The sequence below is a fragment of the Nocardioides aurantiacus genome, assembly GCF_003752505.1.
Lineage (GTDB): Bacteria > Actinomycetota > Actinomycetes > Propionibacteriales > Nocardioidaceae > Marmoricola > Marmoricola aurantiacus.
Genome location: NZ_RKHO01000001.1, coordinates 3,847,123 through 3,860,811, shown reverse-complemented (window position 1 = coordinate 3,860,811; position 13,689 = coordinate 3,847,123). Strand labels below are relative to the sequence as shown.

General features: G+C 73.3%; 13 protein-coding genes. 10 read left to right on the top strand and 3 right to left on the bottom strand.

Annotation, left to right across the window (positions count from 1 at the left end; translation table 11 throughout):
* Positions 1–16: 16 nt before the first annotated feature.
* Positions 17–1,336, bottom strand: a complete 1,320-nt coding sequence (locus EDD33_RS18695) for an MATE family efflux transporter (RefSeq protein ID WP_246003605.1) — start codon at positions 1,334–1,336, stop codon at positions 17–19.
* Between the two features lie 732 nt (positions 1,337–2,068).
* Here EDD33_RS18695 and dnaB point away from each other — a divergent pair.
* The 9 genes from dnaB to EDD33_RS18650 all read left to right on the top strand — a co-directional run bounded on the left by dnaB (position 2,069) and on the right by EDD33_RS18650 (position 10,521).
* On the top strand, positions 2,069–3,373 hold the full coding sequence (dnaB, locus tag EDD33_RS18690) for a replicative DNA helicase (RefSeq protein ID WP_246003696.1): 1,305 nt from the start codon (positions 2,069–2,071) through the stop codon (positions 3,371–3,373).
* A gap of 32 nt (positions 3,374–3,405) precedes the next feature.
* A complete protein-coding gene (locus EDD33_RS18685; RefSeq protein WP_123392581.1) occupies positions 3,406–4,446 on the top strand; it encodes an asparaginase in 1,041 nt (346 codons plus the stop codon).
* Positions 4,443–5,327 carry a polysaccharide deacetylase family protein gene (locus EDD33_RS18680; RefSeq protein ID WP_123392579.1) on the top strand — a complete coding sequence of 295 codons (885 nt, stop codon included), beginning with the start codon at positions 4,443–4,445 and terminating at the stop codon, positions 5,325–5,327. The genes EDD33_RS18685 and EDD33_RS18680 overlap by 4 nt, the downstream gene beginning before the upstream one ends.
* A 65-nt stretch (positions 5,328–5,392) precedes the next feature.
* Entirely contained in the window at positions 5,393–5,698 is a 306-nt protein-coding gene (locus EDD33_RS18675) for a hypothetical protein (protein WP_123392577.1), read from the top strand.
* A gap of 193 nt (positions 5,699–5,891) precedes the next feature.
* Positions 5,892–7,103, top strand: coding sequence for a TerC family protein (locus tag EDD33_RS18670; protein WP_123393694.1), 1,212 nt, complete (start codon positions 5,892–5,894; stop codon positions 7,101–7,103).
* A 46-nt stretch (positions 7,104–7,149) separates the two neighbouring features.
* Positions 7,150–7,581 (top strand): VOC family protein, encoded by a 432-nt coding sequence (locus EDD33_RS18665; protein ID WP_123392575.1) that lies wholly within the window; start codon positions 7,150–7,152, stop codon positions 7,579–7,581.
* 87 nt (positions 7,582–7,668) lie between these two features.
* A complete protein-coding gene (locus tag EDD33_RS18660; protein WP_170169880.1) occupies positions 7,669–9,159 on the top strand; it encodes a fused MFS/spermidine synthase in 1,491 nt (496 codons plus the stop codon).
* A gap of 26 nt (positions 9,160–9,185) precedes the next feature.
* Complete coding sequence (locus tag EDD33_RS18655; RefSeq protein WP_123392573.1) at positions 9,186–10,055, top strand: patatin-like phospholipase family protein; 870 nt, start codon at positions 9,186–9,188, stop codon at positions 10,053–10,055.
* A gap of 55 nt (positions 10,056–10,110) precedes the next feature.
* Positions 10,111–10,521 carry a hypothetical protein gene (locus EDD33_RS18650; protein WP_123392571.1) on the top strand — a complete coding sequence of 137 codons (411 nt, stop codon included), beginning with the start codon at positions 10,111–10,113 and terminating at the stop codon, positions 10,519–10,521.
* Between the two features lie 25 nt (positions 10,522–10,546).
* Here the strand turns inward: EDD33_RS18650 and EDD33_RS18645 are convergent, their stop codons facing one another.
* Positions 10,547–10,822: a GlsB/YeaQ/YmgE family stress response membrane protein gene (locus EDD33_RS18645; protein ID WP_246003604.1), complete on the bottom strand. Its 276-nt coding sequence runs from the start codon at positions 10,820–10,822 to the stop codon at positions 10,547–10,549.
* Positions 10,823–10,937: 115 nt separating this feature from the next.
* Between EDD33_RS18645 and EDD33_RS18640 the strand changes: the two genes are divergently transcribed.
* The gene (locus EDD33_RS18640; RefSeq protein WP_123392569.1) at positions 10,938–11,708 is read left to right on the top strand and encodes a VldE C-terminal domain-containing protein; all 771 of its coding nucleotides are present in this window, start codon (positions 10,938–10,940) and stop codon (positions 11,706–11,708) included.
* An 86-nt stretch (positions 11,709–11,794) separates the two neighbouring features.
* On the opposite strand, the gene EDD33_RS18635 is transcribed toward EDD33_RS18640, so the two are convergent.
* Positions 11,795–13,666, bottom strand: coding sequence for a DUF429 domain-containing protein (locus EDD33_RS18635; RefSeq protein ID WP_123392567.1), 1,872 nt, complete (start codon positions 13,664–13,666; stop codon positions 11,795–11,797).
* Between the last annotated feature and the right edge of the window lie 23 nt (positions 13,667–13,689).

The following is a 13,689-nucleotide window of genomic DNA, read 5'->3' as shown; positions in this document are numbered from 1 at the left end:
GCGGCCGGGGGGTGGGTCAGGCGCCGAGGCGCAGCCAGGCGTCGCCGCGGGCGCGGACCAGCAGCGTGACGGCGCGGCCGCCCATGAACAGCACCCCGAAGGCGACCCAGAGCCACGTCAGCCCACGGTCGCCGACCGCGAGCGCGACCGGGGCGAACAGCGCCAGGGTGACGAGCTGGGCCCACGCCAGGTAGACCGCGTCGCCGGCCCCGATCAGCACGCCGTCGAGGACGAAGACGATCCCGGCGAGCGGCTGCGCGAGGGCGGCGACCAGCAGCACCGGGACGAGCAGCTCCAGGACGTCCGGGTCGCTGGTGAACAGCCCGCCCAGGAACGGCGACAGCGCGGCCAGCGCGGCCCCGGTCACCACGCCGCTCGCCCAGCCCCAGCGCTCCATCCGCCGGGTGACGGCCCGGGCACCGGCCGCGTCGCTCGCGCCCAGGTAGCGGCCGGTGATGGCCTGGGCCGCGATCGCGACGGCGTCGAGGGTGAAGGCCAGGAAGGTCCAGATCGTCAGCGCGAGCTGCATGGTGGCGAGGTCGGCGTCGCCCAGGCGCGCGGCGGCGTACGTCATCACCAGCAGGGAGGCGCGCAGCATCAGGGTCCGCAGGATGAGTGGTACGCCGGCCCGGCCGGCCGCTCGGATGCCGGCGAGGTCGGGCCGCAGCGTGGCCCGCGTGCGCCGGGCGCCCCGCACCACGACCCAGACCAGGGCGGTCGCGGCCCCGAGCTGGGCCAGCAGCGTGCCCCAGGCCGAGCCCGCCAGCCCGAGTCCCTCCCAGGCACCGACGCCGTAGACCAGCACCAGGTTGAGCACGACGTTGGCCCCGTTGGCCGCGACGGCCACCAGGAGCGGCGTACGGGTGTCCTGGAGGCCGCGCAGCACGCCGGTGGCCGCCAGCATCAGCAGCAGCGGCACGGCGCCCAGGAGCGCGATCCGGAGGTAGACCACGGCCTGGTCCTCCACCAGCGGCCCGGGACCGAAGAGCCGCACCAGCGGTCGGGTGAGCGGCACCGTGACGAGGCTGGCGAGCAGCCCGAGGCCGGTGGCCAGCCACAGCCCGTCGACGCCCTGGGTGAGCGCCGCGCGGGTGCGGCCCGCGCCGACCTGGCGGGCGACCGAGGCGGTGGTGCCGTAGGCCAGGAAGATGCACAGGCTGACCAGCGTGCCCATCACGGCCGAGGCGATCCCCAGGGCGGCGAGCTCGGGGGTCCCGAGGTGGCCCACGATGGCGCTGTCGGCGAGCAGGAACATCGGCTCCGCGACGAGGGCGAGGAACGCGGGGACGGCCAGCCGCAGGATCTCGCGGTCGTGCTCCCTGCCCACCCGTGTCACCGGGGTGAGGCTACTAACACGACCGGCGCGCGACACGCCACCCCGAGGGAGGTGGGACTGTCCGAAACAGGCGTTCTGCCTGTGCATAACTCACCCGATCTGTGGGTTCAGCGCAGGTCAGAGCGGGGTGGCGGCCACGGCGCGTGCGTCGCCGAGATGACGTCCACGTGAATGGCCCACCTCCGATCTTCTTCCGTCCACAGCCTGTCGTTCCACGAAACTGCAGGTCAGACCGCATATGACCGTTCAAACTTTTTCGTCGTCCACAGGTGGACCCCCAGGCTGTCCCCAGATCCGGCGGCGAGTTCCACACCATGCACAGGGTTGTCCACAGGTGCCTGTGGACAACGGGCTTGGTGGCGGCTCCGCGAGCGTCGTACTGTCCACCACTCGGCGTCCCCCAGCACCTCACCGCCACCGCCCGCAGCAGCACCGCGGGCGGCCCGTCGGAAGCTGTCGGTGGGGCCGCCTAACGTCTCGCTCGGCGGTCCGGGTCCAGCAGGCGGCGACGCGGGCGACCCACCGGCACGGCACCGGCGAGGCGATCAGGAGGGAGCGCGGATGAGCACCACCGAGAGCGGCTTCGACGGGGGGCCCACGACGTTGGGCACCGCCATGGGCGGCTGGGGCTCCGACACCTTCGCGCCCTTCCCGACCGACTCCTTCGGCGGCGGCCACCCCTCCGGCCGCGACGGCGGCCAGGGCGGCAACCAGGAGCACTGGTCGGGCCGGATGCCCCCCCAGGACCTGCACGCCGAGCAGAGCGTCCTCGGCTCGATGCTGATGTCCAAGGACGCGATCGGCGACGTCAACGAGGAGATCGGCGGCGCCGACTTCTACAAGCCGGCCCACGAGATGATCTACGACGTCGTCGTGGACCTCTACGGCCGCGGCGAGCCGGCCGACCCGGTGACGGTCAAGGCCGAGCTGGAGCGGCGCGGCCAGCTCGAGCGGGTCGGCGGCGCGACCTACCTGTTCACCCTGGAGTCGAGCGTCCCGATCGCGGCCAACGCCGGCTACTACGCCTCGATCGTGCGTGAGAAGGCGATCCTGCGCAAGCTCGTCGACGCCGGCACCCGCATCGCCCAGATGGGCTACGCCGGCGAGGGCGAGATCGACTCGGTCGTCGACGTCGCCCAGCAGGAGATCTACGCCATCGGCGAGAAGCGGGCCCAGGAGGACTACGCCCCGCTCTCGGCGATCATGGAGTCGACCCTCGACGAGATCGAGGCCATCTCGGCCAACGACGGGACCACCAGCGGCGTGCCCACCGGCTTCGCCGACCTCGACGAGCTGTGCAACGGCTTCTCCGGCGGCCAGATGGTGATCGTCGCCGCGCGTCCCGCCATGGGCAAGTCGACGCTCGCCCTCGACTTCTGCCGGGCCGCCTCGATCCACAACAACCTGACCAGCTGCTTCTTCAGCCTGGAGATGTCCAAGAGCGAGATCACCATGCGGCTGCTCTCCGCCGAGGCCAAGATCCCGCTCAACCACATCCGCAAGGGCCCGATGAGCGAGGACGACTGGGCCAAGCTGGTGCCCAAGATGGGTCAGGTCTCCGGGGCGCCGATGTTCATCGACGACAGCCCCAACATGACGATGATGGAGATCCGTGCCAAGGCCCGGCGGCTCAAGCAGCGCCACGACCTCAAGCTGATCGTCATCGACTACCTCCAGCTGATGAGCTCGGGCAAGAAGGTCGAGTCCCGTCAGGTCGAGGTCTCGGAGTTCTCCCGGCAGATCAAGCTGCTGGCCAAGGAGCTCGACGTGCCCGTCATCGCGCTCTCGCAGCTCAACCGTGGTCCCGAGCAGCGCGCCGACAAGCGTCCGATGATGTCCGACCTGCGCGAGTCCGGCTCGATCGAGCAGGACGCCGACATCGTGATGCTGCTGCACCGCGAGGACGCCTACGAGAAGGAGTCCACCCGCGCCGGCGAGGCGGACATCATCGTGGCCAAGCACCGCAACGGCCCCACCCGCGACGTCGTGGTGTCCTTCCAGGGCCACTACTCGCGGTTCGTCGACATGGCCCACTGACGCCTCACAGCCCCAGTGGGTACGACGACGCCATGACCACCTCGCGCAGGATCGTGCTCGTCGGCACCGGCGGCACCATCGCCAGCCGGTCGGTCGAGGGAGCCGTGGTGGCGCGCGTGCCGGCCGCCGAGCTGCTGGCGGGGGCCGACCTCGCCGGGCTGTCGTCGGAGGTCACGGTCGCGGCGCTGGACCACGGCACCAGCCCCAGCTTCGCGCTCTCGCTCGACCAGGTCGCCGAGGTGGCGCTGCTGGTCCTCGACGAGCTCGGTCGCGGCGCGGACGGGGTGGTGGTCACCCACGGCACCGACTCGATGGAGGAGACCGTCCTCCTGCTCGACCTGCTGCACACCGGCGACCAGCCGGTGGTGGTCACCGGCGCCCAGCGGCCCTTCGACGACCCCGACCCCGACGGTCCTCGCAACCTGGGCGACGCCGTGCGGGTGGCCGCGTCCGAGGAGGCCCGAGGCCACGGCGCGCTGCTCGTCTTCGACGGTGCCGCCTGGCCCGCGGTCGGGGTGCGCAAGGTGCACACCAGCGACCTGCACGCGTTCGAGGCACCGGCAGGTCCGCGGCTGCGCCTCGACGGCGTCGGCCTGACGGTGGCGGCCGTCCCGGGGACGCGGGGGAGCCTGCCCGCTGCCGCCGAGGCCGTACGCCGGAGCGGGCTCGCCCCCGTCGACGTCGTCGCCACCGTCCCCGGCAGCGACGGCGCCGCCCTGGCCGCGCTGCTCGACCGGGGCACCCGCGGGATCGTGCTGCAGGGCCTGGGCATCGGCAACACCGCGCCCGGCGACACCGAGCAGGTGCGTCGCGCGGTCGCGGCCGGCGTGCCGGTGCTCCTCACCAGCCGCGTCGCCCACGGCGCGGTCCGCGCGGTCTACGGCGGCGGTGGCGGGGTCGACCTGCTCGCCGCGGGGGCGGTGCTCGCCGGCGACCAGACGACCTGGCAGGCCCGCGTCCTGCTCGCGGCGGCCCTCGCGGTCGCCCCCGACGACCCGACCGCGCTGGTGCGCGGCTGGCTCGAGACCCGCACGAACCCGTCCCACCCGTCCACCCACGAGGAGCACGCATGACCAAGCAGATCAAGGTCGCCTTCGGCACCGACGTCGACGCCGTCGGGGGGTGGCTCGGCTCGTACGGCGGGGAGAGCTCGCCCGACGACATCTCGCGCGGCGTCTTCGCCGGCGAGGTCGGGGTGCCCCGGCTGCTGGAGCTGTTCCGCCGCCACGACCTGCGCCAGACCTGGTTCTGGCCGGGCCACTCGGTGGAGACCTTCCCCGAGCAGTTCGAGGCCTGCGTGGCCGCCGGGCACGAGATCGGCGTCCACGGCTACTCCCACGAGAACCCGATCGCGATGTCGCGCCAGCAGGAGTCCGAGGTGCTCGACCACTGCATCGAGCTGATCACGGACCGGTCCGGGAAGCGCCCGACCGGCTACGTGGCCCCGTGGTGGGAGTTCAGCACCGTCACCAACGAGCTCCTGCTCGAGCGCGGCATCAAGTACGACCACTCCCTGATGCACCGCGACTTCGAGCCCTACTACGTGCGGGTGGGCGACTCCTGGACGCCCATCGACTACGACGCCCCGTCGGCGCACGACTGGATGAAGCCGCTGGTGCGTGGCGAGGAGACCGACCTGGTCGAGATCCCCGCCAACTGGTACCTCGACGACCTGCCGCCGATGATGTTCATCAAGACCAGCCCCAACAGCCACGGGTTCGTCAACCCCCGCGACATCGAGCAGATGTGGGCCGACCAGTTCGACTGGGTCCACCGCGAGATGGACTACGCCGCCTTCACCATGACGATCCACCCCGACGTGTCGGGCCGGCCGCAGGTGCTGATGGCGCTGGAGCGGCTGATCGCGCACATCAACCGCCACGACGGGGTCGAGTGGGTCACCTTCGACGAGATCGCCGACGACTTCGTGCGTCGTACGCCGCGGGCCGGCTGAGGCGCCGGGCGGGGCCGGGCGGGACGGGCGGTCCGCTGGTGTGCGGCGCGTGCGGGAGCGGGACGGTGCGGGCGCCGTGGGAGGTCGCGGCCCACGGCGGCTCGCCGCGCGACCTCGCCGACCGCGCCCGGCAGGCGCAGCACCTGCTCGGTCGTCGGGGCAGCGTCGCGGCGTACGGCCCGGCGGGGTTCACCGTGCGGACGCCCACCGGGGCCACGACCGTGCACCAGGACCTCGACGGGCTGCTGGACCGGCTCCACGACCTGTCCCACCCGGCGGTGCTCGACCGGGCGACCTCGCTCGACGTCACGGACGCGCGGCGCTCGGTGGTGGCCCGGGCCTACCGGGAGCGGCACGGCCCGGGGCGCTGAGGACTCGAGCTCGACCCGGTTCTGTTGCCCTCCACAACCGATGCCGTTGACCGGGTCAACCAGGTGCCCGGGCCGGGTCGGCTGACGTCGTTCCCGGTAGGGCGAGCCTGGCAGGATGGCGCCTCAGGGCGGGCACTCAGCCGCGCCCGCACGAGGTGACCGGGTGCCGTGGGGCGTCCGCGAGGAGGACCCCATGACCGTGCCCACCTGGGTGTGGATCGCGACCGTCGTCGGCATCGTGGGGATGCTGCTCTTCGACTTCGTCTTCCACGTGCGCAAGGCCCACGTGCCGACGCTCAAGGAGGCCTCGGTCTGGTCGGCGCTCTACGTCGGGATCGCGATCCTCTTCGGCCTGGGCGTGCTCGTCTTCGGCGGCGGGACCATGGGCGGGGAGTACTTCGCCGGCTACATCACCGAGAAGGCGCTCTCGGTCGACAACCTGTTCGTCTTCCTCATCATCATGGGCAGCTTCCGGGTGCCCCGCGAGGACCAGCAGAAGGTGCTGCTGTTCGGCATCGTGTTCGCGCTGATCGCGCGCACCGGCTTCATCTTCCTGGGTGCGACGCTGATCAACCAGTTCGCCTGGGTGTTCTACCTCTTCGGCCTGATCCTCATCATGACCGCGGGCAACATGCTCAAGGGCGAGGTGAGCGACGAGGACAGCCACGAGGACCAGAACTTCATCGTCAAGATCGCCAAGAAGTTCATCCGCACCTCCGAGGAGTACGACGGCGACAAGCTGACCACCGTCGTGGACGGCAAGAAGATGCTGACCCCGATGGTGCTCGTCATGGTCGCCATCGGCGGCACCGACATCCTGTTCGCGCTCGACTCGATCCCGGCGATCTTCGGCCTGACCCAGAACACCTTCATCGTCTTCACCGCGACGGCGTTCTCGCTGCTCGGCCTGCGCCAGCTGTTCTTCCTCATCGAGGGCCTGCTCGAGCGCCTGATCTACCTCTCCTACGGCCTGGCCGCGATCCTGGCCTTCATCGGCGTGAAGCTGATCATCCACGCGCTGCACGAGAACAACGTCCCGTTCATCAACAACGGCGAGCACGTCGACGTCGTGGAGATCAGCACCGGTCTCTCGCTCGGCGTCATCATCGGCGTCCTGGTGGTCACCGTCGTGGCCTCGCTGACCTCCAAGAAGGGCCGCGCCAAGACCGCGGCCGGCAACGCCAAGCGCCACGCCCGCGACTACATGGACCTCGGCTACACCCAGGACGAGGCCGAGCGCGAGCGGATCTACGGCCTGCTCGTCAAGGAGATCGAGCAGATCCGGGCCCAGGGCGAGAAGGGCAAGGCCCTGGCCCGCGAGGACGACAAGCTGATGGAGCTCTTCGAGGCCGCCAAGAAGCGGCACGCCGAGACCGTCGGCGAGGAGTCGGCCTCCCGATTGTAGTCGCCGTGGGTAGGTGAGCCCTGCACCATCGGGGTACGACGCAGGCATGGCACTCATCTCGAGCAACGGCTACGCCCACGTCCGACTCACCGTCACCGACATCGAGCGGTCGAAGACGTTCTACGACGAGCTCTTCGGCTGGCCGAAGGCGATCGACTCCTCCGCGTCGGTCGACGAGCCCGGCGTGACCGAGGACCCCGAGCAGTTCTACGGCGGCGTCGTCTACCAGACCCCGCAGGGCACGCTCTTCGGCCTGCGCCCGGTCGGGGCCACGACCTTCGACTCGACCACCACCGGCCTCGACCACGTCAGCTTCACCGTCGACTCCCGCGACGACCTCGTGGCCGCGGCGGCGGCGTTCGACGAGGCAGGCATCCGGCACGGCGAGGTCATCGACCTCACCGACGCCGGCCTGGCGATCCTGTCCTTCCAGGACCCCGACGACATCAACATCGAGCTCACCGCGCCCCTGGCCTGAGCGGCCCGCAGGCTCCGACGACGACGGAGGACCCCGGTCACCAGGTGGCCGCGGTCCTCCGTTGTCCTGCCCTGCGATGATCGCCGCGTGACCGACGAGACCACGCCCGGCCGCGGCCGCGCCCCGCTGGCCGGCTGGGCGGCAGGGTCGTTGGTCTTCGGGTCGTCGGCGGCGGTCCTCGTCGTCGAGCTGGTGGCGCTGCGGCTGCTGGCGCCGTACCTCGGGCTGACCCTGGAGACCAACACCCTGGTGATCGGGGTGGCGCTGGCGGCCATCGCGCTGGGGTCCTGGCTCGGCGGCCGGTCCGCCGACGTGGTGCAGCCGCGGCGCACCCTCGCGCCGCTGCTCGCCGTGTCCGGGGCGGCCGTGGCGGTGACGCCGTTCGCGGTGCGGGCGGCAGGGTCGCTGGCCGACGGCGGCCTGCTGCTGCTGGTCGCCGGGCTGACGATCATCGTGCCCGGCGCGCTGCTCTCGGCGGTGACGCCGATGGTGACCAAGCTCGTGCTGACCTCGCTGGACGAGACCGGCAGCGTGGTCGGCCGGCTGTCGGGCATCGGCACGGCCGGCGCGATCTTCGGCACCGTCGTCACCGGGTTCGTGCTGATCTCGACGGTGCCCGTCACCTGGATCATGGTCGGTCTCGGCGCCGTGCTGGTGGTCACCGCGGCCGTCGTCGAGGTGGGCGTACGCCGCCGTGTGCCGGTGGTGCCCGCGGTCGTGGTGCTGCTCGCCGGCCTGGTCGGCGTGCTGGTGCCCGGGGGCTGCGACGCCGAGACGACCTACCACTGCGCCCAGGTGAGCGCCGACCCCGAGCGCGAGGGCGGTCGGCTGCTCGTGCTCGACGGGCTGCGGCACTCCTACGTCGACCTCGACGACCCCACGCACCTGGAGTTCAGCTACACCCAGGGCCTGGCCGGGGTCGTGGCCGGGTCCTACGACGCGGGCGAGCCGCTGGCGGCGTACCACCTCGGCGCGGGCGGCCTCACCTTCCCGCGCTACCTCGCCGCCACCCGCCCCGGCAGCCGCAGCGTGGTCTCCGAGATCGACCCGGGCGTGGTCCGGGTGGACACCGAGCGGCTGGGGGTGCGGACCGGCCCCGACCTCGAGGTGCGCGTCGAGGACGGGCGCCGCGGGATCACCCGCGTCGGCACCGACTCGCGGGACCTGGTCGTCGGCGACGCGTTCGGCGGCGTCAGCGTGCCGTGGCACCTCACCACGACCGAGGCCGTCGAGGAGGTGCGGCGCGTGCTCCGGCCCTCCGGCGTGTACGCCGCCAACCTCATCGACTACGAGCCGCTGGCCTTCGCCCGCGCCGAGCTGCGGACGCTGCGCGGGGTGTTCGACCACGTCGCGCTGGCCGCCGACCCCTACACGCTCTCGGGCCGCGGCGGCGGCAACCTGCTGGCGATCGCGTCCGACTCGCCCCTCGACCTGGCAGGCATCGAGGCCGGCTTCGAGGAGCAGGACCTGCCCTGGGACGTCGTCGACGGCGACGCGCTGAGTGCCTGGATCGGCGACGCCCGGGTGCTCACCGACGACGACGCGCCGGTCGACCAGCTGCTCACGCCGTACGCCTGACCCGCCCACCACCCCCGGAGGAACCCATGCCCAGGACCGCGCTCGTGCTCGGCGGTGGCGGCGTCACCGGCATCGCCTGGGAGCTCGGCCTGCTCCACGGCCTGGCCGAGGCGGGCGTCGACCTGACCACCGCCGACCTCGTCGTGGGCACGTCCGCGGGCTCGGTGGTGGGCGCCCAGGTGACGACGCAGGCCACGAGCGGGCGCACCCTCGCCGACCTGTACGCCGGCCAGCTGCGTCCCGCCACCGGGGAGCTGGCCGCCGACCTGGGGCTCGGGACGCTGCTGCGGATGGCTCCCGCCATGCTGCTGCCCGGCAGCGGCCGGACCAAGCGGCGTCGGGTCGCCGCGATGGCGGTCCGGGCGCACCCGCCGGCGGGCCCGGGGGAGGCCGAGCCGCGCGTCGAGGTGATCCGCGGCCGGCTGCGCACCGCCGACGGCGACCTCGACTGGCCCGACCGCGACCTCGTGGTCACCGCCGTCGCCACCGACACCGGCGAGCTGGTGCGCTTCACCCGCGAGTCCGGGGCCGACCTGACCCGGGCCGTCGCGGCGAGCTGCGCCGTACCCCTGGTCTGGCCGCCCGTCGAGGTGCAGGGTCGCCTCCACGTCGACGGCGGGGTCCGCTCGACCGCCAACGCCGACCTCGCCGCCGGCGCCGACCGGGTCGTGGTGCTGGCCCCGATCCCGCGGGCGCTGAGCCGGGCCACGTCGGTCGCGGCGCAGCTGGAGCACGTCGCGCCGGAGCGCAGCGTCGTGGTCAGCCCCGACGAGGCGGCGCGGGCCGACATCGGTCGCAACGTGCTCGACCCGGCCAAGCGGGCCGACGCGGCCCGGGCCGGGCTGCGCCAGGCCGCGGCCGAGGCGGCGCGGGTGGCCGAGGTCTGGGGCCGGTGAGCGGGCCGGTGAACGGGTCGATGAGCGGGCCGGTGAGCGTGCCGGTGGGCTGCTCGTGAGCTGGGAGGTCGCCCTGCTGGCGGCAACCGGGGTGCACCTGGGCTTCCAGGTGACGGTCTCGACGCTGGCCTACCCCGCGCTGGCCGCGGTGCCGCGTGCCAGGTGGGCACCGGCGCACGACGCCCACTCACGCCGGATCGTGCCCCTGGTCGTCGGGGTGTACGCCGCGGTGCTGGTCACCTGCGTCGGCGTGCTGCTGGACGACCGGTCGTGGGCCACCGGCCTGGCGGTGCTGGGCAACGCGGTCGCGCTCGGCCTCACGGCCGTGGCGGCGGCGCCGATCCACGGCCGGCTCGGGCGGGGCTGGGACGCGGCGCTGGTGCGACGGCTGCTGCTCGTCGACCGCGGACGCACCGCGGCCGCCGCGGTCGCCCTGGTCGGGGCGGTCGCGGCGGCCGGGTGGTGATGCCGGTGGTGCCGGTGCGCTGGGATCAGCGGCGTACGGCGCCCTTGTTCTTGCCGACGGTGGCCTCGGCCACGCCGATCAGCAGGAAGGCGGCGACGACGGCGACGATGAACCCGATGATGTTGAGCTCGAAGATCTCGCCGGTGCCCAGGAAGCTGGCCACGAGGCCGCCGATGAGCGCGCCCGCGACGCCGAGCAGCAGGGTGCCGACGATGCCGAGCGCCTGACGGCCGGGCTTGATGAGACGGGCGATGGCGCCGATGATCAGGCCGACGACGAGCAGGCCGATGATGTTGAACATGTGAAGTCCCTCCCTCGAGGTGCTGGACAGACAACGTACCCACCCGGGGACCCCTCGGACGGGCGCCGGGCGTGAGCCCGGTCTCCTGGCTTGGTGCGGTCCGGACACTGGCGTCATGGCACGGGTGCAGCAGCGCAGCCCGGTCCGGCGGCTGGTGGTCGTCGCGACCGCGCTGCTCGCCGTCGCCGTGCTGGTCGTGACGCTGCTCGCGGCGCTGGGCCGCCCGTCGATGCTGCCGGGCCTCGCCGACTGCACCGCGACCGTCGGCGACGACGAGGTCGACCTCAGCACCGCCCAGGCGCAGCGGGCTGCGACCGTCGCCGCGCGGGCGATGCGCCTCGACCTGCGGATGCGCACCACGGCCGAGGCCGTGGCCGGCGAGCTCGACCTCGACGACGAGGACTCCGTCGTGGTGGCCCGCGCGCTGAAGGGTCGGGCGTGGCACGCCCTCAGCTGCACCCACGGCGGCGGTGCCGCGGCCGAGCCCGACGAGCTCGACCGTCGCGGCCTCACCGCCCGGGCCGCCGCGGTCCGCGAGGACCTCGACGAGGCCTTCGGCGAGCAGCGCGTCGGCGGCTTCGCCCCCGGCGGCGTGAGCGAGGGCCACATGCCGGGGTCGGCGCACTACGAGGGCCGCGCCGTCGACGTCTTCTTCCGCCCCGTCACCCGGCCCCAGAAGGTGCGCGGCTGGGCCGTCGCCCACTACCTCGTCGCCCACGCCGACCGCCTCGCGGTCGAGACGGTCATCTTCGACGGCCGGATCTGGACCGCCCGGCGGGCGCTCCAGGGCTGGCGCGACTACGCCCCGGACACCTCGGGCCGCTCGGCGGAGGTCGCCGCGGTGCTCGAGCACCGCGACCACGTGCACGTCGACGTCGCCGACTGAGGGCTGGCCCCGGGGCTGGGCCGGGCGGGCTGCCGGGCAGTGGGACGGCAGGGCGGCGTACGTCGGTGGGTCTGCTGCGCCCCCCCCTATCCCGGCGGCGCGTGCAGCCGGGCGAGCCGGGCGTCGAGGAGGTCGCGGCGGTGGGCGTTGCCGTGGAGGGCGACGTAGGCGTCGCCGAAGGCGAGCAGGAGGGCGTCGTCGAGGCGGCGCACGGCGCCGGGCGGGTAGCGGTAGTCCATCCGCTCCGCGATCACGGTCTCGTCGACCTCGCGCAGCGTCTGGGCCAGGTCGGCCAGGGTCAGCAGGCCGAGCTCGTGGGTGAGGCCGGCGATCCAGGCGTAGTGGTCGGTGCGCGACCAGCCGGCCTCGGCGTACTGCCCGGCCAGGAACGCGGCGAGGTCGCGCGGCTCGATGCCGGCGCGCGGGTCGGTGGCGGCCTCCTCCACGCCGGTGTCGGAGGGCGTACGCCGCTCCGGTGCCCGCAGCGTGTCGCGGATGGTGGAGAACTCCCGGTCGGCGAGCTCGAGCAGGCCGGCAGCGAGGGTGAACCGGCGGTCGAAGTCGTGGGCGTGCTCCTCGGGTATCGAGCCCTTGTAGCGGATGTCGTGCTCGAACTCGGCCCAGGCGTGCTGCAGCACGGTGCGGATCTGGACCTGGGCCGTCAGCCCGACCAGCGGCTCGAGGCCCGCAGCCACCGGGCGCTCGGGGTCGAGCGCGACCTGGAGGTGGCGGCTGGCGTAGCCGAAGCGGCCCTCCTGCGCGGTCTCCTGCCCCATGTCGCGGTCGTCGCGCACCAGCAGCTGCTCGCGGAGCAGGTCCGCGACGGTGTCGACGTCGCCGTGGACGTAGGTGATGACACGCAGCCCGATGGTGTCGGCGATCTGGCGGGCCGCGTCGGGGTAGAGCGGCTCGCCGTCGAGGCCGAGGCGGCGCGCCTTCTCCGCGAAGGACGCCACCGTCTTGGTGCGCCCGGTGACGGTCAGGTAGTTGATGCCGGCGTCGTCGAGGATGCCGGTCACCATCGCCAGGAACTCCTCGCCGGCACGCACCAGGCCGGGGTGGCGCAGGGCGTACTCCCGCACCGCGCCCACCGGGTCGGGCGGGGGCGGCGAGGTGTCCTGCGGTCCGCGACGCGGACGCGGCGTCGGCTGGTGGTCCTCGGGCAGCCGCGGGGTGACGATCATCCCGGTCGCGGCGTCGCCGTAGGAGGTGATCTCGTCGGGCCGGCGCGCGGCGAAGAGGGCGACGTAGGCGCAGACCACGGCGTCGACCTGGTCCTCCACGACGCGCAGCTCGCTCTTGCGCGTGGCGTGCTGCACCTGGCGGCGCAGCGCCGTCCAGCCGGCCCCGCCCTCGCCGGCCCCGCCCTCGCCGACCCCGCCGACCCCGGCCTCGACGACCCCGGCGGCGTAGGTCCCCGGGCCGGTGAGCTGCAGCGCCGGCTCCGCCCCGCCCAGCCCCTCGAGCAGCCCCATCAGCACGAGCAGCTCGCCACGCAGCTGCTCGAGGTCGCGGCCCTGCTTGTTCTTGTACTTCAGCGTCCGGCCCAGCCGGAACAGCGAGATCGTCGCGGCGTGCGGGTAGACCTCGATCGCCGCCCGCGGGGAGTGGGCGTGGGGGTCGAGGTCGAGCCCGAGCCGCTCGGCCAGGGCGCCGCCGCGGGTGCCGTCGGCGAACTCGCGCTTGCCGGTGTTGCTCGGGTGGGCGCCGGCGTCGAAGCGGGCGAAGTCGGCGTTGAGCGCGCGCTCGGCGGGTCGGTTGCCGGTCGGGTTGGTGACCACGAGCGGGGCGTCGAGGGCGACGGTGCAGGGTCCGTCGACGTACGGCGCCAGCAGCGCGAGGATCTCCTCGTCCGTGCGCACGGCCGCCAGCTGCACCAGCCGACCCTCGTCGTCGAGCACGGCGACACCGGTCGGCTGCCGACGTCCCCAGGCCAGGTCGACACCGATGTGGAACATGGACCCAGCCTCGCACCTGTCAC

Coding starts and splice junctions, on each gene's coding strand:
- EDD33_RS18640 (WP_123392569.1), top strand. CDS start 10,938: ATGGCACGGGTGCAGCAGCGCAGCCCGGTCCGGCGGCTGGTGGTCGTC.
- EDD33_RS18665 (WP_123392575.1), top strand. CDS start 7,150: ATGGCACTCATCTCGAGCAACGGCTACGCCCACGTCCGACTCACCGTC.
- dnaB (WP_246003696.1), top strand. CDS start 2,069: ATGCCCCCCCAGGACCTGCACGCCGAGCAGAGCGTCCTCGGCTCGATG.
- EDD33_RS18680 (WP_123392579.1), top strand. CDS start 4,443: ATGACCAAGCAGATCAAGGTCGCCTTCGGCACCGACGTCGACGCCGTC.
- EDD33_RS18655 (WP_123392573.1), top strand. CDS start 9,186: ATGCCCAGGACCGCGCTCGTGCTCGGCGGTGGCGGCGTCACCGGCATC.
- EDD33_RS18670 (WP_123393694.1), top strand. CDS start 5,892: ATGACCGTGCCCACCTGGGTGTGGATCGCGACCGTCGTCGGCATCGTG.
- EDD33_RS18685 (WP_123392581.1), top strand. CDS start 3,406: ATGACCACCTCGCGCAGGATCGTGCTCGTCGGCACCGGCGGCACCATC.
- EDD33_RS18635 (WP_123392567.1), bottom strand. CDS start 13,666: ATGTTCCACATCGGTGTCGACCTGGCCTGGGGACGTCGGCAGCCGACC.
- EDD33_RS18645 (WP_246003604.1), bottom strand. CDS start 10,822: ATGTTCAACATCATCGGCCTGCTCGTCGTCGGCCTGATCATCGGCGCC.